Genomic DNA, 23,149 nt, shown 5'->3' with positions numbered 1-23,149 from the left:
AACTTTTTAAAATAAGCGCGCTTATTGAGGGGGAATGGAATTGATCAATTCTTATGTTTTGGAGATACCGGATTTTGGGTATATGTTAAAGCAAGAAGATGTGGAAAGATTTGAATTATTTCTATTGATTGCCAATGATGGGTATCGGAAAATTGCCTGGAATGCATTGCCGCTAAATGACAGTTATGTATTCATCGGGAAACACATTTCCTATAGTCCTTTGAAAGCCGTGCGGCTCGATTTTAAAAACAACTGCATCGTCTTTTACAGGGGACAGGTAAATGAACAGGAATTTGAAGATTTTATTTATTATTTCATTGATTCCTTATTTCTTCATATCAATCCTGATCAATTGCATTTTTTGGTGCTGCCTGCCTTTTTGAGAATAGAAAAATAATTTGGTTAGACTGATTCTGATGTGCTTTTTTCTATCCGAAACCTCAAATTCATGGTATGATTAATGTAGTAAGAATATTCTAATTTCTTATAAAGGGGGGAGTGTCATGTTGCACGTTAAATTGATGAAGCCTTTTTATACAAAGAAAGAAGATCATTTGGTTAAGTTCGTCTTTGCTTATCAATACTTTTCAATTATGAAAGATGATGAGCTGTTTCACTTTATTCCGGTAGAAGGAAAAGAGATTGTCGTCAATTTAAACACTTTCCAAGTGGAAAACCTTTCTGAAGTGTTTGTGTTCCAGAAAGGAAACCGTTTCATCCGTTTGCCGCTTTATCAACTGCTGCTAGTTTCAGATATCCATACGCACCTTCAAGCGATTTTGCAGGAAGAAAGAGCGGGCTTGCTGGAAGTGAACGACCAAGCGAAGCAAGAAGCTGAAGAAGCGATTCATTTTCTTGAAAAAGAAAACTTCAACCGCATGATCGACTATGCATTATCAGAGCGCAATGAAGAAATGTTCCATCATTTGCTCGAAGAACAACAAAATGGAGGTTTGTAAAGTGGATAAGGATTATGGATAAACGCCTGCCCTGGTTAATAAAAAGGAGCAGGCGTTTTTAAATGTGCGAAAACGAACAAAAGCCCATTTCCCGGATATGCGGAAAAGGGCTTTTATTCTTTGGGGTTATTCATAAGTCACCTCTCACAAAGCTGTGAAGATTGTCAGCATGATCAAAAATCCCGTCGAGCCAACTAATCCTAATGCTAGATCTCCTAATTCCAGTTCCAATACTTTTTCAAAATTCATCTGCAATCGCTCCTTTGCTGTTAGAAGATCTAGTGTGCTATAGCGGAAATCCTTTTGTGATTTCCTTGTTATTTATAGCTTGTTTTTATCATAAGGCATCTTATAAAATCCGTCATGCATCTAAATGACTAAAAATTCAAAATAATTATTTATTAGCATATAATTTGGTTAAAAGATTTGGATTTCCATACTTAGGAGGACAGATAGCGATTGTATTCAGAGCTTGCTATTGCTACATTTGTAGATAAGAAATTAATTGGAAAGGAAATCACCCGATATGAAATTCTATTTGTCGATGGATATGGAAGGCGTTACGGCGCTTCCGGATTATACATACGTTATGTCTAGTGAGCTGAATTATGAACGCGGCCGCCGCCTGATGACGCAGGACGCTAATGCCATTATCCACGGAGCATACGATCGAGGGGCTACCCGGTTTGTCATTAACGACAGCCATTCAAAAATGAATAATCTCATTGCGGAAGATTTGCATGAAGAAGCGGAATTGATCACGGGTGGAGTCAAGATGCTTTCGATGGTAGAAGGGCTGGATTCCAGTTTCGACGGCTTGTTGTTAGCTGGCTACCATGCACGTGCCGGGCAAAAAGGCGCCATGTCGCATGCCATGGTTTTTGCGGTCCGTTCCATGTGGATCAATGAAACGGAAATTGGGGAGCTCGGCTTTAACGCTTATATAGCGGGACATTTCGGGGTGCCTGTGCTTTTAGTCGCTGGCGATGATTGTGCTTGCCGGGAAGCGGAAGCACTTATCCCGAATGTCGTCACAGCAGCAGTGAAAGAAACTATAACGCGTTCTGCGGTGAAAACCCTTCATCCGAAAAAAGCCCAGCATTTATTGAAGAAAAAGACCAAAGAAGCGATTCAGAACCGAGGAAATGTGGCGCCGCTCGTACCGCCAGAGTCGCCGCTCTTGCGGATTGAATTCACCAATTACGGTGAAGCGGAGCTGGCCGCGATGATGCCGGGCTGTGAAATTGAAGAAGGCACAACGATTGTGCGGTTCCAGGCAAAAGATATATTGGAAGCTTACCGCGCAATGCTCGTTATGACAGAGCTCGCGGACCAAGCGAAATTCTGCTAAGAACGATTGGAAAAATAAATGAGAACAAGGAGTGGATGGATTTGCGCACATTGCCAAAACGATTAAAAAGAGGGGATACGGTCGGCATCATTTCACCGTCAAGCCCGCCAAATCTGGAAAACCTTCAAAAAGCTTTGCCTTTTTTAGAGGAGCTTGGCTTAAAAGTGAAGATGGGGAAATCAGTTGAAGCGAAACACGGCTATTTAGCAGGCAGTGATGAAGAAAGATTAGCGGATCTCCATGCGATGTTTGAAGACCCTGAAATTTCCGGGATTATTTGTGCCGGCGGCGGCTACGGGGCAGCCCGCTACACGGAAAATATCGATTTTCAAATGATCAAGGAGAACCCGAAAGTGTTTTGGGGCTATTCCGATATTACGTTTTTACATACGGCCATCGGCCAATATGCAGACCTTGTCACGTTCCACGGCCCGATGCTTGCTTCAGATGTGGGGAAAGAGACGTTCCATGAACGCAGTGCACGGATGTTCGGACAGCTGTTTGCGCCATTTGAATTGTTCTATTCCGAGGAAATTTCACCTTTGACTGCGTTGGCAAGCGGCGTAGCAGAAGGGGAACTTGTGGGAGGCAATTTATCTTTGATCCGTTCAGCGATCGGTACGAAATTTGATCTGGAGACGGCTGGCAAAATTCTATTGATCGAGGACATTGACGAAGAGCCTTACCAAGTCGATGAAATGTTGAACCATTTGCGTATGGCACGCAAATTCGATGACGTGGCAGGAGTGGTCATCGGCGATTTCAAGAACGCGGAACCGAAAAAGCCGGAACGATCGTTGACTCTGGATCAAGTGTTAGACGATTACTTTAAAGGATTGAAAGTCCCGGTCGTAAAAGGATTCAAAATCGGCCACTGTGAACCGCATTTCTCGATTCCGCTCGGCGTAAAGGCAAGACTTGATGCGAATGAAAAAACGTTGACCATCCTGCCGGGAGTGGAATAAAGAAAAGCGGAAGCAGCCGTGTAGATTCGCCGGGCATAAGACGAGCTGGCGAAGCGGCGTATTTCAAGCCGCACAGCCGGATTGGCTTATGACCCAAGAATCTGGTTGCTGGAGTCTGGACACAAAGAAAAGCGGAGGTGCCCGTTTAGCCCCGACAGGCTTAAGACAGAACGCGAAGGAAATCCTGATTTCCGAAGTGTACTGGCTTAAGATCCCGAGGGGCTGGGCACTGGAGTCTGGACACAAAGAAAAGCGGAGGTGCCCGTTTAGCCCCGACAGGCTTAAGACAGAGCGCGAAGGAAATCCTGATTTCCGAAGTGGACTGGCTTAAGATCCCGAGGGGCTGGGCACTGGAGTCTGGACACAAAGAAAAGCGGAGGTGCCCGTTTAGCCGCGACAGGCTTAAGACAGAACGCGAAGGAAATCCTGATTTCCGAAGTGGACTGACTTAAGATCCCGAGGGGCTGGGCACTGTAGCTGGACACAAAGAAAAGCGGAAGTGCGGCTCTAAACAAGCGCATCTTCAAACGTGAAATCTTCTTTAAAATGTGCTATAATGAATAGATATTGTTTCTATAAAGAGAGGCGAGGATAACGATGGCATTTCAACCACATGAAAAAGAAGTTTCTGAATTTGTAGCAGCTCGCAAAATTGGCGAATGGATTTCCTTCACTCGCAATGGTGTGGAAGTCAATGGAACCATTTTTAAAATCATGGACAATTCGGTAATCGTCGAGATTTCGCCGGAAGATGCAAAAGAAATTGGTGCGGCATCCAATATGACCGTAATTTCACATAAGAAATACAAAATCGTTTAAGATTTAAACCTTCCGTTTCGACGGGAGGTTTTTATTTTAGCGGAAGATCGTTGGAGTGAATGAAATTCGAAAAAACGTAAGAACCCACTGGCATTATTTTAGTTTTCTGGTGCTTATTCTATGCCTTTTGGCTCAAAGCGTTGGATATTGAAAAATGTGGCAGGTTTTGCGTTTCAAAGATTCATGTTTTTTGGTAAAGTAAAGTATGCAGAACCATCATTTGCACCGAAAGGAATCACACCGCATGATATTTGATTTTAAATTCTGGCATTATTTTACCAGACAGGGAGAACTTATACATAATTTGCACGAATCGGAGATGAGACGATTTAATCAACGGCTTGCCTGGATTTTCGTTTTAGGCTTGCTGGTTTTTGCGCTGCGCGAAATTTGGGGGATGAATACGTCATCGCTGACGCCTTTCCTAGCTGCAGGCGAATGGGATACATATACGCTGGCACGTTGGACTTCGCTTGCCGGCACCTTGATTTGGGCAGGACTTTATCTGGCATTCCATTCTTACGGAGTGGCTTATCTATTCGCTCGCATCACGAAGATGCCTTGGCGTGCCGCATTGGTCATGCAGACCTATGTGCTGGCCCTTTTATTAATTGAAAAAGCCATCACATTCGTGATTTTCGCAGTCGTCGGCTATACACTGCCGGTTTCGATGCTATCATTTGGCCCGATGGCGGCTTCGTTCCTTGATGTACCATTTTTAACATTCTTCTTTAATCAATTGACGCTTTTCACAGCGCTGATCATTGCTGTGCAATACCGTTACGTTCGCAGTTTCACGGAATACTCACCGAAAAAGGTTTTGTTTGCATTGATTCTCATTCACGTGGTCGTGGCTTTGGCAGTTGCCTCATTCAGCTTGATCCCGCTTAATGAAATCATTGCCGACTTCACGAGAGGAGGCGCTTCCGTTGAATAGATTCTTTTTCATCGGCCTCTCTATCGCCGTTACCGCATTTTTGGCAACAAACGCCTTATTGATGTTCGGCGACAAGAGCATATTGGCAAAAGACGTATATGTCAGTGAATACGAGCGGGCTTATACGAATACGTATACCGAGAAATTAGCGAAAGAGGCATTAATCGAGCCGCTTGGCACGACGCAAATTTACGTTCAAGACTCAGAAGCGATTGAACAATGGCTTGTTTCTGAAGGAGACGTGATTGAAGCGGGTTCTGAACTGGCGATGTTGAACGAAGCCGAATCCGAAGACCAGCGCGCAATTTGGGAATCTGAACGTGATGCTCTGCTGCAAGAACGTGGAGAAGTCCAAAGCACGAAATCATCGCTTGAATCGGCTCGCTCCAGCCAGCAAAGCCGCTCGGAATCAAGTGATGCTTCGGATAACTCGACTGTCACGAACGGAGAAGGCGATACCGTTGAACTAAATGTCGACCTTTCTGTCGGAGTAGATGTAGAAGTGCCGCAAGATGGCTCATATGCAGCGGGCATTGCCCAAGCAGAACAGCAGCTTGCAGCGATCGATTCCAAATTGGCCGTTGTGGAAGCACAATTGGCGCAAAGTGTTTCAAATCCAGCGCTGATCAGCCCAGTGGAAGGTGTCGTATCTTCCATCCAGCGGAATGCTGAACCGCTAAGCATTGAAATTTATTCCAATGAAAGATCGTTTGTGACGTATGTATTAGAAGACGAATGGCAAGACGTTTCCGAACAGGACCGGGTTTTCGTTCATGCTGAAGGCATGGGAAAAGCAATGCCAGCAACGGTATTGAAAAAATCACAAGTCCCTGCTGAAGAAACAAGATGGTTGGAAGCTTACCGGACACTTGACCCGAAAGAGCAGAAAAATCCGCTCGCATTCTATGCAGTGCATATCATGACCGATGAACCGATTGAAGCAAGCATGCCGTTTGGCAGCAAAGCCAACGCTTCGATTATTACAAATGAGGCGGCGGATGCTGTAGCCTTGCCGGAAACATGGATTTTCGATCGGACGGATATGAACGGCTCGGTGAACGCCTTAACAGAAAAAGGCTATGCTGCTGCAGTACCGGTCATCATCAATTTTGATTTGAACGGCAAAGCCGTATTGTCGGAAGGCGTCGTTCCAGGTGCAGTTGTTGTAACAGACGGCACCCTCGAGAATTTCACTTCGCCACCGGCAGTCTTCATGCCGTTCCCAAGCGAACAGCCGGATTTCGAGTTTGCGAAAAACACGAACTGGCGCCATTATGTAGAATATCTGCTTGCCCGATAAACACGAAAAACCCCTTGGCTGCAATTGCGGCCAAGGGGTTTTTACGTCTAATCGATAAAAGAAAGGATTGCCTGCACGGCAGAAAAACTACATAATAAAGAACTGAACGGAATTTATGCCTATTTCAAAGCTTTTAGGCGTTTAAATCCAACGAAATGCTGGTTCCAGTAAGGCGTATCTAAATTCGATACTTCGATTCCTTTGCTGCCGGCATGGATGAATGAGTTATTGCCGGCAAATATGCCCATATGTGAGATGCCTGGCTTATATGTATCTTGGAAAAAGACCAAATCCCCGATTGCGGGATTCGTGATTTCAGAAGAAAGGTTGTAAAAGCCGACGCTGTCTGTGCGGGATACTTTTAATCCAGCCTGGGAATAAACATAATAGATAAATCCGCTGCAATCAAAGCCGCCAGGGCTTGCACCGCCGAATACATAAGGTGTACGCTCTAGTGAATAGGCGATTTTCAAAGCAGCTGCATAAACGGAACTTGCCTGATTGCCGACAGGCGCTGCAATCGGTGCAGGAGCGGGAACCGGAGCAGGTTTTTCAGCGGATACCGGGATCACTTTAGAAGGCTGCTTGGCGCTGCCGATTTTCAAGCTTTGATTGACCAGCAGGTTCGTGGATGCGAGTTTGTTCCAAACAATGATCTGGTCAGCCGTAACCCCGTATTTCTTAGCGATGCTGTAAAGCGAATCGCCTTTTTTGACTATGTAAGTGGTTGTGCCGGTACTTGGCGCTGGAGCGCTTGCTTTAACAGGCACTTTCGCCTTCACCGGATTTTTTACTTTTTTCGGTGCGGCGATTAACGCATTCCCGATGTTGAGGGATTGGTTGGCATAGAGGGAGTCGCTGCTGAGCTTATTCCACGATTTTAAATCTGCGACGCTTACTTTGTGTTTTTGTGCAATTCGGTAAAGGGTATCTCCAGGTTGTACCTTATACGTTGCGGCTTCCGCCAAGGGAAGAGAGACGGTGGAGAATAGAGCGATAGCCAATACACCGGACAGTAATTGTTGCTTCATGCTTCAACCTCCAAAGGTAAGATGTTTTTTGGTGTCCAGACTCCAGCACCCAGCCTCTCGGGATCTTAAGTCAGCCCACTACGGAAATCAGGATTTCCTGCGTGTTCTGCCTTAAGCCTGTCGAGGCTAGATGGGTGCTTGTGCTTTTCTTAATATAGGTGATAAAGAATATTCAGTCAATAGATTTTTAGGATATTTTACATAAGTAATGAATGATAAGATAAGAAAAAGGTCATTTTATTAAGGTTTTGATGAAAGAAGAAGGAAATGGATTCATACTTTTAAAATCAAGAAATTGCGCCAAAAGACTAAATAGGAAGTAAGACTATAGAATGGAGTGAAAAAAATGAAAGAAACGGATTGGCGATTTAAAATTGCGAACCGGGAAGCGTTAATCGGCTTGGGACTGGCTTTATTCAATTTTGTCTGGTGGTTCGGATTCGCATATGGAATGGGAAGCCGGCCTGTTGAAGAGTACAGCTATGTTTTCGGTTTGCCGGATTGGTTTTTCTGGAGCTGCGTAGTGGGTTTCTTGGTGATTGTCGTTTTAGTGATCGTCATCGTCAAATTTTTCTTTGTGGAAGTACCTTTTGATGAGGAGGACGATGACCGATGAATTATGCAGTTATCATTCCAATGTTCGTTTTCTTATTGATCATTTTTGCAATCGGCTATTGGTCGAGCACCAAACTTTCTTCCAGTTCAAATTTCATCAATGATTATTTTCTCGGGAGCCGGGAGTTAGGCGGTTTCGTACTTGCGATGACGATGGTTGCGACTTACGGCAGTGCCTCAAGTTTCCTAGGTGGCCCCGGAACCGCCTATACGATGGGTTTCGGCTGGGTATTGCTTGCCATGACGCAAGTGGTCACTGGGTATTTTGTCTTGATGATCCTCGGCAAAAAGTTTGCAATCATGGCGCGCCGCTATCAAGCGGTGACGATGATCGATTTTCTAAAAGCTCGCTATAACAGCACATGGGTGGTCATTTTATCAGCGCTCAGCATCATCATTTTCCTATTTTCTGCGATGGCTGCGCAGTGGATCGGCGGTGCGCGTCTCGTAGAATCGCTGACGGGTCTTCCGTATAACACGGCTTTATTCATTTTCGCTGTCAGCGTGCTGGTCTACGTAACAATCGGCGGATTCCGGGCAGTTGCTGTAACAGATGCGGTCCAGGGCGCGGTCATGTTTGTAGGGACCTTGGTTCTTCTCATTGCCGTCATTATCGCAGGCGGCGGCATTCCGAACATCATGGCGGATTTGCTGAATGAAAACCCGAATCTCGTAACGCCTTACGGAGCGGATGGCAATTTAAGCGCTGCGTATGTTTCTTCTTTCTGGATTCTTGTCGGAGTCGGAGTTGTGGGCTTGCCGCAAATCACGGTGCGTGCAATGTCTTATAAAAATTCACGGTCGATGCACCGGGCATTGATCATCGGAACCGTCGTTACCGGATTTATCATGCTCAATATGCACTTGATCGGCGTTTTTGCCCGTCCGATTCTGCCTGGCATTGATATCGGGGATAAAGTCATCCCGTTGATCGCACTTGAAACTTTGCCAGCCTGGGTTGCCGGAATTGTCCTCGCAGCTCCGATGGCGGCTATCATGTCGACGGTCGATTCTTTGCTGATTCTGGTCAGTTCTTCAATTGTAAAAGACGTTTATTTGAATTACATCAAACCGGACGCCGATTTGAAATCAATCAAACGATTATCTTTCGGCGTTACAGGAGCGCTTGGCATCATCGTCTTCCTGCTCGCTTTAGATCCGCCAGACCTGTTGATTTTCCTGAATTTATTTGCATTCGGCGGTTTGGAAGCGGCGTTTATCTGGCCAGTGGTTCTCGGCCTGTACTGGAAATGGGGCAATAAATACGGAGCGATTGCGTCGATGATAACAGGGATCGGCAGCTACGTTTTCCTCCATCTCTACAATACTGCGAATGGCAATTTGTTCGGCGTCCATACTGTGACATTGCCCGTTCTGCTTTCACTCGTTGCTTTTATCGCATTCAGTTTGCTGATAGGGCGCACAGCATATGATTACAATGTGAGGGCTGCGAAATAATCCGGCAGGTGAAAGAAGGTCTTCTGATTTGAAACCATGGAAAATCTACCTCTTATTAACGCTTGTCATGTTCATGTGGGGGATCAATCTGCCGGTCGTTAAATACATGATCGAATTTGTCGATCCCATCACGCTGACAGCATTCCGGATCATGCTCGCCGGAATTGCCGTGATGGTGATACTGGCTGCAATGCGGCTGTTAAGATGGCCGAAGAGGAATGAATGGAAATACATCGGGCTCGGCGCTTTGCTGAATGTTGTCGGCCATCATTACTTTTTGTCGAGCGGGCTATCCATTACGAGCGGTTCGAATGCCGGATTGATCCTCGGGACCGGACCAATGCTGACAGCCGTGCTCGTGTCGCTCATCATGCGGAGCTACCCGTCGAAACTTCAGTGGATCGGTGTTTTTGTTGGCCTTGCCGGCGTCTCAGCAACGGTACTCGTCGGCAACGAAGCCGCTTCCGGCATGAACATCGGCGACATTTTTGTCTTCTTGTCGATTTTGGTGCAGGTCTTCAGTTATATCGTCATCGCGAAAGCAGCTGCTTCGATGGATCCGCGTGTGTTGACAGGCTATATGTTTGTTCTCGGTTCCGTCGTGCTGCTCGTCATTTCCCTGATTCAGGAACCAGGCGAAATCCAGGCATTCAAAGACATGCCTGCGATTTTCTGGCTGGGCTTTGTCTTTTCCGCAATCATCGGGACAGCGATGGGGCATATGCTATACAACTACTCGATTGGACAAGCTGGACCAACAAAAGCCGCGATCTTCATGAATTTGAACACCTTGTTTTCTCTCGTCGGAGCAGCCGTCATCCTCGGTGAAAAAATCACCAGCGGCCATATTTACGGCCTAGTGCTGATTATCATCGGCGTGCTATTCGGTTCAGGCGCTGCGGAAGACTTGCTGCGGAAAAGAAGAAAACGGGTTGAATAAAAGAGGAAATCCCATTTGCTGTCAGTTGACGGCGGATGGGATTTTTTTGATCTCAGGAAGTGCTGAATTTGTCTAGCGTCCCAAGCGGTTTGCGAAATTGTGAAAAATGACACAAGGATTCCCGGCCCGCTGCCCTTTATTTTCTCATTTATTGCAATATAATAGAGGAAAGCCAAAACGTGAAACGGAGCGCATGAATATGTCCTTACAATTAAATCCGCGCGCGGAAGCGCTGAAGATTTCAGGGATCCGCCAATTCTTCAACCAATTGGTCGATTACCCCGATGCCATCAATTTGACGATCGGCCAACCGGATTTCCCGACGCCTGAAAAAGTCAAAGAAGCGGGAAGAGCGGCGATCACGGCCGATATGACGAGCTACTCCCATAACGCCGGCCTGCTTGAACTGCGGCAGGAAATTGCGTCTTTTTTCAGCGATACTTATAAACTTACATACAATCCACAAACGGAAATCATCGCAACCAACGGTGCCAGCGAAGCACTCGATGCCACGTTCCGTACGATTCTTTGCGAAGGCGATGAAGTCATCATTCCGGCGCCTTGCTTTGCCGGATACGAACCGCTTGTTTCATTGAACGGCGGCAAAGCGGTCTTGCTGGATACTTCTACGACAGGGCTCGTGCCGACTGCAGAATCGATTAAAGCGTTGATCACCAATAAAACAAAAGCGATCTTGTTTAATTTTCCATCCAACCCGACAGGCGTAACCTTGACGAAAGAGCAGATGGAAGTGATTGTGGAAGAATTGAAGAATCAAGAGATTTTCGTGCTGACCGATGAAATTTACAGCGAAAATACATTTATCGGTTCGCATACATCTTTCGCCTGCTTTGACGCGATCAAAGACCGGACGTTCCTGATTCACGGCCTGTCGAAATCGCATTCCATGACAGGCTGGCGGATGGGCTTTCTGCTTGGACCGGAGGAATACGTGAAGCATATATTGAAAGTGCATATGTACAATACCGTATGCGCGTCGGTTCCGACGCAGTATGCAGCGATCGAAGCGCTGAAAAACAACCGTCATGTACCAGCGGAGATGAATCGAGCGTATATGGAGCGCTTGGAATTCGTCTACGGAAAATTGACCGAGATGGGGCTTGAAGTGGTGAAGCCGAACGGTGCATTTTATATTTTTCCTTCCATCGCAAAATATGGCATGAGCTCGTTCGAGTTTGCCACGCGTTTATTGAAAGAAGCGGGAGTTGCAGCAGTGCCGGGAACGGCGTTTACCGAATACGGCGAAGGCTTCCTGCGGATTTCATACGCCTACTCCATGCCGACTTTGGAACAGGCGATGGAGCGGATGGCGGCTTGGCTAAAGACTTTGGAACAATAGAAAGGGGAAAGTGAAATGGCGTTAATGTGGGGGACACCCGATAAATTGCAAGAGCTGTTATGTGAACTGGTAAGTTGGAAAAGCATGACGCTGACCGAAGGTGAAGTGGAATTTGCAGACCGCTTGAAAGAAAAGCTGGAGATGATTCCCTATTTCCAGGAACATCCGGATCATCTGTTTCTCGGCGAAGTCAACTGGGGACGCCAATATGTGACGGCGCTTTACAAACACCCGGAGGCGGTCGATACGATTGTGCTCATGAGCCATTTCGATACGGTCCATACGGATGAGTACGGGGATCTGGAGCCGCTCGCATGCCGGCCGATTGAACTCGGTGAAGCCTTGAAATTGGTTCGCGATGAACTTGATCCGGAAGCCCAGGCCGACCTCGATTCCGGTGAATATTTATTTGGCCGCGGCACAATGGACATGAAAGCGGGGCTCGCGCTCCACATGGCAATGATTGAAAAAGCGGCCGATGAAAACTGGCCGATCAATCTTGTCTTGATGACCGTGCCGGACGAAGAAGTGAACTCAGCAGGCATGCGCTACGGCGTTTCGAAATTATTGGATTTGGAACGTGAACACGGTCTCGAATACATTCTGTTCCTAAACGGCGAACCGGTTTTTGCCATGAAGCCCGGCGATACCGCGCATTATTTATATACAGGTTCCATCGGCAAAATCATGCCGTCCGCTTTATTCTACGGCAAAGAAACGCACGTCGGCGAACCGCTCTCCGGTATCACATCGAGCTACATTTCGACTTATTTGACGCATAGGATGGAATGGAATCCGAGCTTCAAAGAAACCGTCTACGGCGAAGCAACGCCGCTGCCGGTAACCTTGACGCAGCGTGACATCAAACACGAATACTCCGCTCAGACGCCGTACCGCACGAGCGCAATGTATAACGTCTTCATGATGGAGCGCAACGCGGAAGAAGTGTTCGAGATTTTCGAACAAGTGGCGAAAGACGCCGCTGCCCATTGCACGCGCGATTATTTGGCGATGTGCGAACGCGAAGGCGTGGAGCCGGTCGGCGATATCCGCGTCATGCGCTACCAGGAATTGATGGACTATGCCATCGGCAAATTCGGCATCGACTACGTCAACGAGGCCCTGTACGATACTTTGATGCATCCGGAATGGGACGTCCGCGAAAAATCCATGCACATCGTCGACATCCTGCTCATCAATTGCCAGGAACTCACACCTGCCATCGTGCTGCTCTATGCGCCGCCGTATTACCCAGCCGTCAACTCTTCGGAGGACGAGCTCGTCAAGCAATGTGTCGAACAAGTCACAACCAACGCGATGAATAAATTCGGGTTGGAAATGCAGCAAGTCCATTACTTCAATGGCATTTCAGATTTGAGCTACGTTAACTACGGCGACCAAGGCGATGGCTGGATCACCTACGAACGGAACACACCCGTCTACGGCGACACCTACAGCATCCCGTTCCAAGCCATGAAAGAACTCAAAGCACCCGTGCTAAACGTCGGCCCCTTCGGCAAAGACGCCCACAAGCGCACCGAACGCCTGCACATCAAAAACACTTTCGAAGAAATGCCGGTGCTGCTAGAAGAGATGATCCTGTCGATTCCCGTGAAAAGCAGACATTGAATGAAAGAGGGAACTTCCACTTAGTGTGGAGGTTCTTTTTTTGTGTGGGAAGGAGCTAATGTCATTGAAAGTGGAGCTAGTGTCGATAAGAAAGGTAGATAGTGTCGATAAAAAAGGAACTAGTTTCAGTAAGAGAGGAACTAGTGTCGATAGAAGGTGAACCAGTGTCGATAGATAAGCCATTCGTGTTCATAGAAAAACAGCATCTTCTCACAAATTGGTTTTTCGTTCGCTGCAAGCGAACCAAGAGCCGGCTGCGGAGCGGGCGGCTTAGACGATTAGGTTTTGTGAGAGAAACTGACACAATTGATGTAGGCAGCAGAATAGTTCATGTAGAAATGGGCATAGTTCATGTAGAACCCGACACAATTCAAGTACAGAACGACACAATTAAAGTAGAAATAAAAAATCATAAAATAGAACCCATTCAAATCTCAGTTTTGCCCCGTATATCGTGATCAAAAATGGGATTTGGATATTTATGGAATGCAATAAGGCTACCTGCTACACTTACAGAAGGAGGTGTGAAATATGATCATTAAACACAGGGAAAAGCCAATCAAAATTGAAGGATACGAAGCTCTATTGAGGCGGATGTCATTCCAACATCCAATGAGAAATACAATCTCTGACGTCCTGAAAGGAGCTCAAGCGGGAATGGGGGGAGAAGAACGATTAGACGAAATACTGGAGTTCTTCGATCCGCCCTATCCGCATCTATTCATCCACGATTTAAGTTTGCCCGAGAAAATTCAAATCGATACCTTATTGATTACACAAAGTTTCTTGATGATTTTAGAAGTGAAAAACATGTCCGGGAAGCTGCGTCTCACCACGAATCCGAGCGGTTTGCATCAAACCTTGGCAAATGGCCAAGAAAAAACGTATAAAAGTCCGGTGGTACAAGCGGAAACAGCCAAGATCAAAATGGAGAAGGTGCTGAAGCGCTTCAGTTATCCATTGAAAATTGAAACGGCCATCGTCCTCGCTTATCCGTCCCAGACAATGGAGGGTGTACCGCCCGGTGTAAATGTGTGGAAAGCCGACGAAGTGATGGTCCAGCTGCATCGATTCCAAAGTACGGAGCCCCTTATTACCCTCGAGCAAATGAATGCCATCGGACAACTCCTCCTCTCCATGCACCAACCCTATCAACCTTTTCCGCTAGCCCCCAAATTCAATATAGCTTTCCACGAGATAGAAAGCGGTGTGTTTTGCGAACAGTGTCGGGTGAAAAAGATGAATAAGATTACCCGCAGATGGCATTGCAAAACCTGTAATTATTTTAGCGGAGATGCGCATTTAAAAGCGCTAGATGAATGGTTTATGATTTTCAAATCGACCATCACTGCAAAAGAATGCATGAATTTCCTTGGATTAAGGGACCCGGATACTGCTAGGCGTATACTGAAAATTATGGAACTAGAGGAATCCGGCAGTCGATGTTTTCGCACCTATCAACCAAAAGAAAATCTTAAACGGCAATAAAACCTCTGCATGTTTTGTGGAGGTTTTTTATTTTTCGTTCGCTGCAAGCGAACCAAGGGCCGGTTGCGAAGCAGCTGGCTTAGGCATCTAAGGGTTAAAACGTGGGTATGTAAGAAGAAAATAAAATAGTGTCAGAAGAACGCGGTATAGTGTAAGAATAAATTAAAATAGTGTAAGAACAAACTGAGATAATGTAAGAACAAACCCTCCTACTTCATGAAGAAAATATTCCCAGCCTTACAAATCACCGTCTCCACCACCCTAAACCCTACTGAATCCTCATTGTTCCGAACAATTATCCTGTGTACAATTTACCTTATACATAAACCAAGGGGGCAAAAGCGTTGAAAATTACGAAAGCACATATCCACGCAGTTGAATTTCCATTAAAAGAACCATTTATCATTTCCTACGCTACGTACCCGAACATGCCGGCGATCATCGTCAAACTTGAAACGGACACGGGGCTGGTCGGCTACGGGGAAGCGGTGCCGGACGAGCATGTGACCGGTGAACAAGTAGCGGGAGCGTACGAAATTTTGCGGACGGTTTTGATTCCGCAGATTATCGGGCAAAACCCGTTCGATATTGAACACATCCATCACCTCATGAACAGTGCGATTGTCCGCAACCAGGCGGCGAAAGCGGCGATTGATATCGCTTGCTACGACTTGATGGGAAAAGCGGCGAACCAGCCGATCTACAACTTGATCGGCGGACGCGCACACGAGCAGCTTCAATACCCGAAAGTTTTAAGCATTGAAGAGCCGGCCGTCATGGCGGAAAAAGCGAAGCTTGCAGTAGATCAAGGCTTTAGCAGCTTGAAACTAAAAGTGGGCGGACCCGATTCAGCGAAAGACATCGCGCGCATCTACGCGGTACGTGAAGCGGTCGGGAAATCGATGCCGATTCGGATCGATGTCAATCAAGGGTGGAAAACAGTCGGGCACGCAGTACAAGTGATCAATCAGCTCGATGCAGCGCAGCTCACATGGATCGAGCAGCCGATCCGGATGGGCGATATCCGTGGATTAGCTGAAGTCCGCCGGAAAACGTCGACGCCGATCATGGCAGACGAAAGCGTCCAGACGATGGAAGATGTACTCGAAATCATCCAGCTCCAAGCCGCTGACTATATCAACATCAAGCTGATGAAGTCGGGTGGAATCTTCCCGGCTATCCAAATGGCAAAAGCGGCAGAAAGCGCAGGCATCATCGCGCAGATCGGATCGATGGTTGAATCTTCAGTAGGATCTGCAGCCGGCTACCATGCGGTGATGGCGCGCCGCAACATCCAAAGTTCCGAACTGACCGGGCCGCTCCTCTTCAAAGAAGAGATCGGCAATTTAAATTACCAATTGCCGAACGTTCATCTATCGGACAATCCAGGGCTTGGCATTGAAATAAACGAGGCACAATTGGAAAAGCTGACGACTGCTTCTTGCGTCGTTGAAGGAGGTGCTTGAATGACGAACCACCAAACGGAAATCCAGGAATACTTTCAACATTTCCATACACATCCGGAAGTGAGCTGGAAAGAAATCGAGACCACGAAAAAATTGGCGGAAATCATGGAAGAGTTAGATGTTCCCTACAAGACATTCAAAGACGTCACCGGATTGATTGCTGAGATTGGCGAAGGGCAAGATGTCATCGCTGTACGGGCGGACATCGATGCACTTTGGCAAGAAGTGAAGGGTACGGTCCAAGCCAACCATTCGTGTGGACATGATGCGAATATGGCAATGGTGCTCGGTGCGCTTCTGTATTTGAAAGAAGAAACGCTAACGAAACGTGTGCGTTTTATCTTCCAGCCGGCAGAAGAGCAAGGGAACGGTTCGCTTGCCATGATTGAGCGAGGCGCACTTAATGAGGTCTCCCATCTATACGGCGTCCATTTGCGCCCGATCGAAGAACTGCCATTTGGAAAAGTCGCACCGGCCATCCATCACGGTTCAGGTATTTTCCTGAAAGGGAAGATTAGCGGAAGCGATGCCCACGGTGCACGGCCGCATCAGGGCAGCAATGCCATTGACGTCATCGCGGCAATCCATCAATTTATCAAAACCATTTATTTCTCGCCATTTGAATCGTATTCGGTGAAACTGACGAATATCCAAGCGGGCGGAAACAGCTTGAATATCATCCCAGGAAATGCGATCTTCGCACTCGATGTCCGTTCCCAGTCAAATGGGTTGATGGACGAACTCCGTAGCCGGATCGATAACGGCTTTGAATCGATTAAAATGCTCCACGAGATAGACCTGGAATGGGAGTGGACGGATTATACACCGGCAGCTGAAGTGTCAGAAGAGGCAAGGGCTATCGCAGAAGAAGCAATCCGTGCCGTTATTGGGGATGAGCAGACGGCTGCCCCTATCGATACGACGGGGGCGGATGATTTCCATTTCTATACGATTAAAAAGCCGGAATTGAAAGCGGCCATGCTAGGGATCGGTGCGGACTTGAGTCCGGGGCTGCATCATCCGGATATGGAATTCAACCACGGCGCGCTCGATATCGGTGCACGCGTACTTGCAGAAACAATTAAAAGAACATAATTTATTTTTGTTAAAATAAAGGACTTTTTTAATATTTTGGTGTAAAAAGCATGTGAAAATGGGTATAGAAATAATACGCATCGAAAAACCAACTATTTCCTGGGCAATAACATCAAAGAAAGGGCGGTGTATGAATGAAAAAATACCTGTCAGCTGCCATTATCCTCTTCCTATTTCTCATGCCAATGACGGTTAGTGCACATCATTTCACCGATTTATCAAAAAAGCATTGGGCATATCATTCTGTTCATACGCTATCTGATTCAGGAATCTTAACAGGTTATTCCAATGGAAGTTTCAAGCCTAATCAAGAAATCACGCGGGCACAGGCAGCAATGATCTTGGCGAAAGCCTTGAAAATTGATGGAAAAACCAGCTTTAAAGCGAAATTCAGAGATGTTCCCACTTCACATTACGCCTACAAAGAGATCAATGCGCTAACGGAAAAAGGAGTCTTTTCAGATGCCGGCTCTTTTAATCCGGAAGCGGCATTGACGCGGGCGCAGATGGCGAAGATCCTCATCAAAGGTTTTGGCATCAAAGTGGATTCCAATCACTTGGAATCTTATCAGGACGTACCTAAAGATTTTTGGGCACATGATTACATCATCACAATTGCTGAAGTCGGCATTTCCTACGGCGTAACTCGTACGACATTCCAGCCGGGAGCTTCGGTAACACGGGCGCAGCTAGCAGCATTTACGGAACGGTCACTTAAATTCAATCAGCGCGTCAAAGAAAAATCCATTACTTATGACGCTGACTTGAAATTGTATTCCGGCATCAATTCAGTCGCTTTCGACACAATCGCCATGGTCAATAAAGAACGGGCGAAAAAAGGACTGAAGATGGTTAAGGAAGATCCGGTGTTATCGAAAATCGCCCAATTGAAAGCGGAAGATATGGTGGACAATGGCTATTTCGACCACGTTTCCCCGCTTTATGGCAAACCTTCGGTAATGGCTGTGCATTTTGGCTATCCGACCAACCAGGTAGGGGAGAATATCGCGCTTGGCTATGCATCTTCCCGCGAAACAATGGATGCCTGGATGGAATCAAAAGGACATAAAGACAATATTCTGCTTCCGGATTACACATCGATCGGAGTGGGCTACGTTGAAGACGAAGATGGCATTCCGTATTGGGTCCATCTCTTCGCGATCAACTAAAGTGGAAAATCCTCTTTTGCCAGAGGATTTTTTCACTTTTACAAATACATAAGCAATCCGTTTCTCACTGGTATATTAGGGTATAGATACATATTTACAAAACGAATAAGAGGAGATTTAATATGGATGCATTTATCGATGGCTTAAATTGGATTGTCAATGAAGGCAATGATTTATTATGGACGTACATACTGATTGCGCTCTTATTAGGGCTTGGCGTTTACTTTACCATCCGCACAAAATTTGTGCAGATTCGTTTGTTTGGTGAAATGTTCCGTGTCATCACGGAGAAAAAAGACGGAGAAAGCGGAGTTTCCGCGTTCCAGGCATTTACGATTTCTACAGCTTCCCGCGTAGGGACAGGGAATATCACGGGAGTGGCACTCGCCATTGCTATCGGTGGACCAGGTGCCGTTTTCTGGATGTGGATTGTAGCATTAATCGGGATGGCGACCGCTTTTGTGGAAAGTACATTAGCGCAAGTCTACAAGATTAAAGATGGAGACCAATTCCGTGGAGGCCCTGCCTATTATATGCAAATGGCGCTAGGCAACCGTAAACTCGGCATCATTTTTGCCATCCTTTTAACTTTGGCATTTGGATTCATCTTTAATTCTGTACAATCCAACACGATTGCCGCATCATTCGGGGATGTCTTCAACATTCCAGATTGGACAGTCGGCGTCGCTTTGGTCATTTTAGCTGCTTTGGTCATTTTCGGCGGAGTTAAACGGATTGCAAGCGTTACGCAAGTATTGGTTCCGGTTATGGCCATTCTTTATATTTTAGTGGCATTATACGTCATTATTATGAATGTCACTGAAATTCCCGCCGTCTTTTCATTAATTGTGAAAAGTGCGTTTGGGCTTGAAGAAGCTGCAGGCGGAGCAATCGGTATTGCGATCATGCAAGGGGTTCGCCGCGGTTTGTTCTCAAACGAAGCCGGTATGGGTTCAGTTCCGAATGCTGCCGCATCTGCCAATGTTTCGCATCCGGCGAAGCAAGGGCTTGTGCAAAGCCTTGGCGTCTTTTTCGATACGATTGTGATTTGTTCAGCGACAGCGTTTATCATCATTTTAGCTGGAGTCTACAAAACTGGCGAACAGGAAGGCATCCTTTTGACTCAAGCCTCACTTAACGCGCATGTTGGGGATTGGGCGCCTTATTTCTTGGCAGGTGCGATTCTATTCTTCGCTTTCAGTTCAATTATCGGAAATTATTATTATGGGGAAACGAATATCGAATTCATCAATGCCCATAAAAATTGGTTGACTGCTTACCGCGTCGGTGTATTGGCGATGGTCATGTTCGGTGCCTTGGCGAAAGTCGAATTGGTTTGGAATATGGCCGATCTGTTCATGGGGCTGATGGCTGTTCTCAACTTGGCCGTCATTGCAATTCTTGGGAAGACGGCATTCAAAGTACTGAATGATTACACGAGCCAGCGAAAAGCCGGCAAGAATCCGGAATTCTTTGCGAAAAATATCCCTGGCTTAAAGAACACCGAATGTTGGGGAGAACATAATCGAGATTAATAAAAATTTCAACAAAAGCACATCAGCAAATTGCAGATGTGCTTTTTTACGGAAAAAAATGTAAAAATACCGTGAACTGATGATACAATTTACATATGAAAAAATTATTAATTGTCCTCGCCCTATTTATTGTATTATTTATCTCCTCAAGCCAAACCTATGAACAGCAATCATTGATTCCCATGCTCGAAAAATACTTTCCTTCCATGCCGTTTTACTCCTTGTTCAGCACAGTGGAAATTACGTATTGGGGAAGTGTCATCTCCATTGAAGAAAGGGGCTATTATTTATTCATTGAATTCTTTTTAAGAAAAGGGGCACACGTAGCCATTTTTGGGCTCATCGCACTGGCCATCGCCAATATGTTGCCGAAGAAAATGGGGTGGCTCGCTTTGCCGGCAACAGCAATGATTGCTGTTTTGGATGAATGGCATCAGGCGCTAACTGGCGGCAGAAGCCCGATGGCCGCGGATGTTTTACTCGACATTTCGGGTGCAGTCATTGCGCTCAGCTGCCTACTTTTATTCCGGAAAATAAAAGCTAGGAGAAAAGAACAACATTCCATGTTGTAAGATTGTAAAAATTACGCAAATTCTATAGAACGTAAGTCACAAATTTGGTAAAGTAGAGATGCATGAGAAAACCCATTCCCTAAGGAGGAAAAGAACACATGACAAATGTCTTGAAAAGCAAAAAGTTTGTTGCTTCAGCAGTAGCGATCGCGGCAGTGGCAACAGCGGTTTCACCAGCATCAGCGGCAGAGATGAAATTTACTGATGTGCCGGACCGTTATACAGAAGCCGTTCAATTTTTGTTTGATCTCGGAATCGTAAAAGGTGAAACAGCAACTACTTATGGAACACAACACAGCGTGAAGCGCCAAGATGCGGCAGTCATGATTGCCAGCGCACTCGGCTACACTTCAAGCGGTAAGTATGCAGATTCTGGGTTTACGGATGTTGCGCCCCGAGCAAAATGGGCAGTGGATGCCTTGGCGGAAAAAGGATTCATCGATGGGAAATCGGCGAAGCGTTTTGGCGCTACCGATCTCTTGACACGCAACGAAACAGCAAAAATCCTGGCAACTGCTGCAGGACTGGATATTGACGATAAAGTGAAGAAAACGCAATTTACAGATGTTAACGAGCGTTTTGCAAAATACGTAGACGCTTTGGTGAAAAGTCAACTGACAAACGGCAAGACCGCTACACAATTTGGATCAGATGCGGCAGTAACGCGCGGTGAAGCAGCCCTTTTCCTTCACCGTACAGCGAAACTCCTTTTAGAAGATGATACATTCTCACTATCATTGATGCACCTGAACGATACGCATGCCCATTTGGATGATGCAGCGAAATTAGTGACGGCTACAAAAGAATTCCGCAAAGAAAACCCGAATTCTCTATTGCTTCATGCGGGGGATGTATTCTCTGGAACGCTTTACTTCAATGAATACAAAGGGCAAGCGGATCTTGCATTGATGAAACTGATGAATTTCGACGCAATGACGTTCGGGAACCATGAATTCGACTTGGGTTCATCTCCTGACGGCCATAAAGCATTGCAGGAATTCGTGAAAGCAGCGAACTTCCCGTTCGTTTCAGCTAACGTAGATTTCTCGAAAGATCCATTATTCGATGGTTTATTCCAAACAAAAATTTCTTCTGCACCTGAAAAAGCGAATATCTACACAGGCATCGTCAAAGAAGTAAACGGCGAAAAAGTGGGGATTTTCGGTTTGACGACGAAAGAAACGGAAGACATCGCGAGCCCGGAGCTGGTTTCGTTTGATGAGGACTACATCAAAGAAGCGCAGGACATGGTCAATGAATTCAAGAAAATGGGCGTCGACAAAGTCATCGCACTTACGCATATCGGCTATGATGACAATCCGACAATCGACAACGATTTGGAATTGGCAAAAGGGGTCCAAGGAATTGACGTAATCGTCGGCGGACACAGCCATACGAAATTGGCTGAACCGGTCGTTGCAGGGACGAAAGAAGAGCCGACTGTGATTGTCCAAACGGGCCAATACGGTGAAAACTTAGGGACATTGGACATTACATTCGACAACAAAGGCGTTGTCGTAAGCCATGAAGGTGAATTGATCGAAATCGGCAAGCTGGCTGAAGACGCAGAAGCGTTGAAAGTATTGACACCTTACAAAGAAGGCGTGAAAAAAGTTTCGGAAACTGAAACAAAAGCGATTGCAGCAGCTGCTCTTGAAACACCGCGTACAGGTGAAAACCCAGCAGCACCAAGCGTCCGTAAAAACGAAACAGCTCTTGGAAACATCATTACGGACGGGATGTTGACTAAAGCGAAAACATACAACAAAGATGTCGTAATGGCATTCCAGAACGGCGGCGGAATCCGTGCGGGAATTGATGCTGGACCGATCACTGTTGGTGAAATCATCACAGTTCTTCCATTCGGAAATACATTGGCAACGATGAAAGTCACAGGTGCAGAACTTAAAGATGCATTTGAAATAAGTGTTGGCCAGTATCCGAAAGAAAATGGCGGATTCCTGCACGTATCTGGAGCAGAAGTGAAATTCGATTCTTCTAAACCGGCAGGCGAGCGCATCGTTTCAATCTCATTGAAAAATGCTGATGGTACGTTGACAGCTATTGCAGACGAAACATCTTATATAGTGGCAACAAATGCTTTCACTGCTAAAGGCGGCGATGGCTTCGATGGTTTTGCTAAAGCTTATGAAGAAGGGCGCGTAACAGACCTAGGCCTTTCAGATTGGGAAAACTTGAGAGAAGAATTGGAAAGAATCGGTACAGTTACACCGAAAACAGAAGGCCGCATCGTGGATGTAAATCCAGCTGCAGCTAATTAATTTCTTTTCAATTAATTGTAAAAGTTAAATGGCAGAGATATGAAGAAATTATTAAAATCAAAAGCCCAACCTCATGCCGAGGTTGGGCTTTATTTCTTTTTACCTATACGAGATATCTAAAAGTCAGGGAGAAATGTCGAATTAGACCAAATGATACATAGAAATTTTCAATAAACTG

Annotated in this window: 20 protein-coding genes; 19 read left to right on the top strand and 1 reads right to left on the bottom strand. The window is 46.1% G+C overall.

The genetic code is table 11. From position 1 onward, the window contains the following. Positions 1 to 40: 40 nt before the first annotated feature. The 7 genes from AC2EXB_RS15035 (at position 41) to AC2EXB_RS15005 (ending at position 6,331) form a co-directional block, all read left to right on the top strand. Positions 41 to 397 carry a hypothetical protein gene (locus tag AC2EXB_RS15035; RefSeq protein WP_483602197.1) on the top strand — a complete coding sequence of 119 codons (357 nt, stop codon included), beginning with the start codon at positions 41 to 43 and terminating at the stop codon, positions 395 to 397. A gap of 106 nt (positions 398 to 503) precedes the next feature. Then, complete coding sequence (locus tag AC2EXB_RS15030; RefSeq protein ID WP_251475620.1) at positions 504 to 959, top strand: transcriptional regulator; 456 nt, start codon at positions 504 to 506, stop codon at positions 957 to 959. A gap of 526 nt (positions 960 to 1,485) precedes the next feature. After that, on the top strand, positions 1,486 to 2,310 hold the full coding sequence (locus AC2EXB_RS15025; RefSeq protein WP_483602196.1) for a M55 family metallopeptidase: 825 nt from the start codon (positions 1,486 to 1,488) through the stop codon (positions 2,308 to 2,310). Positions 2,311 to 2,351: 41 nt separating this feature from the next. Then, positions 2,352 to 3,275 carry a S66 peptidase family protein gene (locus tag AC2EXB_RS15020; protein ID WP_483602195.1) on the top strand — a complete coding sequence of 308 codons (924 nt, stop codon included), beginning with the start codon at positions 2,352 to 2,354 and terminating at the stop codon, positions 3,273 to 3,275. Positions 3,276 to 3,872: 597 nt separating this feature from the next. Next, entirely contained in the window at positions 3,873 to 4,094 is a 222-nt protein-coding gene (locus tag AC2EXB_RS15015) for a DUF2187 family protein (RefSeq protein WP_052650706.1), read from the top strand. Positions 4,095 to 4,413: 319 nt separating this feature from the next. Continuing rightward, complete coding sequence (locus tag AC2EXB_RS15010) at positions 4,414 to 5,031, top strand: hypothetical protein (protein WP_483602194.1); 618 nt, start codon at positions 4,414 to 4,416, stop codon at positions 5,029 to 5,031. Beyond that, entirely contained in the window at positions 5,024 to 6,331 is a 1,308-nt protein-coding gene (locus AC2EXB_RS15005) for an efflux RND transporter periplasmic adaptor subunit (protein ID WP_483602193.1), read from the top strand. Before AC2EXB_RS15010 ends, AC2EXB_RS15005 begins: the two co-directional genes overlap by 8 nt. 119 nt (positions 6,332 to 6,450) lie before the next feature. On the opposite strand, the gene AC2EXB_RS15000 is transcribed toward AC2EXB_RS15005, so the two are convergent. After that, positions 6,451 to 7,362 carry a C40 family peptidase gene (locus AC2EXB_RS15000; protein WP_483602192.1) on the bottom strand — a complete coding sequence of 304 codons (912 nt, stop codon included), beginning with the start codon at positions 7,360 to 7,362 and terminating at the stop codon, positions 6,451 to 6,453. Positions 7,363 to 7,708: 346 nt separating this feature from the next. On the opposite strand from AC2EXB_RS15000, the gene AC2EXB_RS14995 reads away from it, so the two are divergent. The 12 genes from AC2EXB_RS14995 to AC2EXB_RS14940 all read left to right on the top strand — a co-directional run bounded on the left by AC2EXB_RS14995 (position 7,709) and on the right by AC2EXB_RS14940 (position 22,971). After that, on the top strand, positions 7,709 to 7,978 hold the full coding sequence (locus AC2EXB_RS14995) for a YhdT family protein (protein WP_235197057.1): 270 nt from the start codon (positions 7,709 to 7,711) through the stop codon (positions 7,976 to 7,978). Then, on the top strand, positions 7,975 to 9,435 hold the full coding sequence (panF, locus tag AC2EXB_RS14990) for a sodium/pantothenate symporter (protein WP_483602191.1): 1,461 nt from the start codon (positions 7,975 to 7,977) through the stop codon (positions 9,433 to 9,435). The genes AC2EXB_RS14995 and panF overlap by 4 nt, the downstream gene beginning before the upstream one ends. A 28-nt stretch (positions 9,436 to 9,463) precedes the next feature. Continuing rightward, the gene (locus AC2EXB_RS14985) at positions 9,464 to 10,375 is read left to right on the top strand and encodes a DMT family transporter (RefSeq protein ID WP_483602190.1); all 912 of its coding nucleotides are present in this window, start codon (positions 9,464 to 9,466) and stop codon (positions 10,373 to 10,375) included. Positions 10,376 to 10,574: 199 nt separating this feature from the next. Next, positions 10,575 to 11,735 carry an aminotransferase class I/II-fold pyridoxal phosphate-dependent enzyme gene (locus AC2EXB_RS14980; protein ID WP_483602189.1) on the top strand — a complete coding sequence of 387 codons (1,161 nt, stop codon included), beginning with the start codon at positions 10,575 to 10,577 and terminating at the stop codon, positions 11,733 to 11,735. Positions 11,736 to 11,750: 15 nt separating this feature from the next. Continuing rightward, a complete protein-coding gene (locus tag AC2EXB_RS14975) occupies positions 11,751 to 13,364 on the top strand; it encodes a M20/M25/M40 family metallo-hydrolase (protein ID WP_483602188.1) in 1,614 nt (537 codons plus the stop codon). A 531-nt stretch (positions 13,365 to 13,895) separates the two neighbouring features. Then, a complete protein-coding gene (locus AC2EXB_RS14970) occupies positions 13,896 to 14,852 on the top strand; it encodes a nuclease-related domain-containing protein (RefSeq protein WP_483602187.1) in 957 nt (318 codons plus the stop codon). A gap of 344 nt (positions 14,853 to 15,196) precedes the next feature. Beyond that, positions 15,197 to 16,318, top strand: a complete 1,122-nt coding sequence (locus AC2EXB_RS14965; protein ID WP_483602186.1) for a mandelate racemase/muconate lactonizing enzyme family protein — start codon at positions 15,197 to 15,199, stop codon at positions 16,316 to 16,318. Continuing rightward, positions 16,319 to 17,413, top strand: coding sequence for an amidohydrolase (locus AC2EXB_RS14960; RefSeq protein ID WP_483602185.1), 1,095 nt, complete (start codon positions 16,319 to 16,321; stop codon positions 17,411 to 17,413). 134 nt (positions 17,414 to 17,547) lie between these two features. Next, positions 17,548 to 18,582: a CAP and S-layer homology domain-containing protein gene (locus AC2EXB_RS14955; RefSeq protein WP_483602184.1), complete on the top strand. Its 1,035-nt coding sequence runs from the start codon at positions 17,548 to 17,550 to the stop codon at positions 18,580 to 18,582. Between the two features lie 122 nt (positions 18,583 to 18,704). Continuing rightward, a complete protein-coding gene (locus AC2EXB_RS14950) occupies positions 18,705 to 20,117 on the top strand; it encodes an alanine/glycine:cation symporter family protein (protein ID WP_483602183.1) in 1,413 nt (470 codons plus the stop codon). Between the two features lie 95 nt (positions 20,118 to 20,212). Beyond that, entirely contained in the window at positions 20,213 to 20,689 is a 477-nt protein-coding gene (locus AC2EXB_RS14945) for a VanZ family protein (RefSeq protein WP_483602182.1), read from the top strand. Between the two features lie 98 nt (positions 20,690 to 20,787). Further along, a complete protein-coding gene (locus AC2EXB_RS14940) occupies positions 20,788 to 22,971 on the top strand; it encodes a 5'-nucleotidase C-terminal domain-containing protein (protein ID WP_483602181.1) in 2,184 nt (727 codons plus the stop codon). Positions 22,972 to 23,149: the final 178 nt, after the last annotated feature.

The sequence above is a fragment of the Planococcus alkaliphilus genome, assembly GCF_057031095.1.
This window is presented reverse-complemented; position numbering and strand designations above follow the sequence as displayed.

Excerpts from the sequence above, each read along its gene's own strand:
- AC2EXB_RS15030 (WP_251475620.1), top strand. The coding sequence starts at position 504 with ATGTTGCACGTTAAATTGATGAAGCCTTTTTATACAAAGAAAGAAGAT.
- AC2EXB_RS15025 (WP_483602196.1), top strand. The coding sequence starts at position 1,486 with ATGAAATTCTATTTGTCGATGGATATGGAAGGCGTTACGGCGCTTCCG.
- AC2EXB_RS15015 (WP_052650706.1), top strand. The coding sequence starts at position 3,873 with ATGGCATTTCAACCACATGAAAAAGAAGTTTCTGAATTTGTAGCAGCT.
- AC2EXB_RS15010 (WP_483602194.1), top strand. The coding sequence starts at position 4,414 with ATGAGACGATTTAATCAACGGCTTGCCTGGATTTTCGTTTTAGGCTTG.
- AC2EXB_RS15000 (WP_483602192.1), bottom strand. The coding sequence starts at position 7,362 with ATGAAGCAACAATTACTGTCCGGTGTATTGGCTATCGCTCTATTCTCC.
- AC2EXB_RS14995 (WP_235197057.1), top strand. The coding sequence starts at position 7,709 with ATGAAAGAAACGGATTGGCGATTTAAAATTGCGAACCGGGAAGCGTTA.
- panF (WP_483602191.1), top strand. The coding sequence starts at position 7,975 with ATGAATTATGCAGTTATCATTCCAATGTTCGTTTTCTTATTGATCATT.
- AC2EXB_RS14980 (WP_483602189.1), top strand. The coding sequence starts at position 10,575 with ATGTCCTTACAATTAAATCCGCGCGCGGAAGCGCTGAAGATTTCAGGG.
- AC2EXB_RS14975 (WP_483602188.1), top strand. The coding sequence starts at position 11,751 with ATGGCGTTAATGTGGGGGACACCCGATAAATTGCAAGAGCTGTTATGT.
- AC2EXB_RS14970 (WP_483602187.1), top strand. The coding sequence starts at position 13,896 with ATGATCATTAAACACAGGGAAAAGCCAATCAAAATTGAAGGATACGAA.
- AC2EXB_RS14960 (WP_483602185.1), top strand. The coding sequence starts at position 16,319 with ATGACGAACCACCAAACGGAAATCCAGGAATACTTTCAACATTTCCAT.
- AC2EXB_RS14955 (WP_483602184.1), top strand. The coding sequence starts at position 17,548 with ATGAAAAAATACCTGTCAGCTGCCATTATCCTCTTCCTATTTCTCATG.
- AC2EXB_RS14950 (WP_483602183.1), top strand. The coding sequence starts at position 18,705 with ATGGATGCATTTATCGATGGCTTAAATTGGATTGTCAATGAAGGCAAT.
- AC2EXB_RS14945 (WP_483602182.1), top strand. The coding sequence starts at position 20,213 with ATGAAAAAATTATTAATTGTCCTCGCCCTATTTATTGTATTATTTATC.
- AC2EXB_RS14940 (WP_483602181.1), top strand. The coding sequence starts at position 20,788 with ATGACAAATGTCTTGAAAAGCAAAAAGTTTGTTGCTTCAGCAGTAGCG.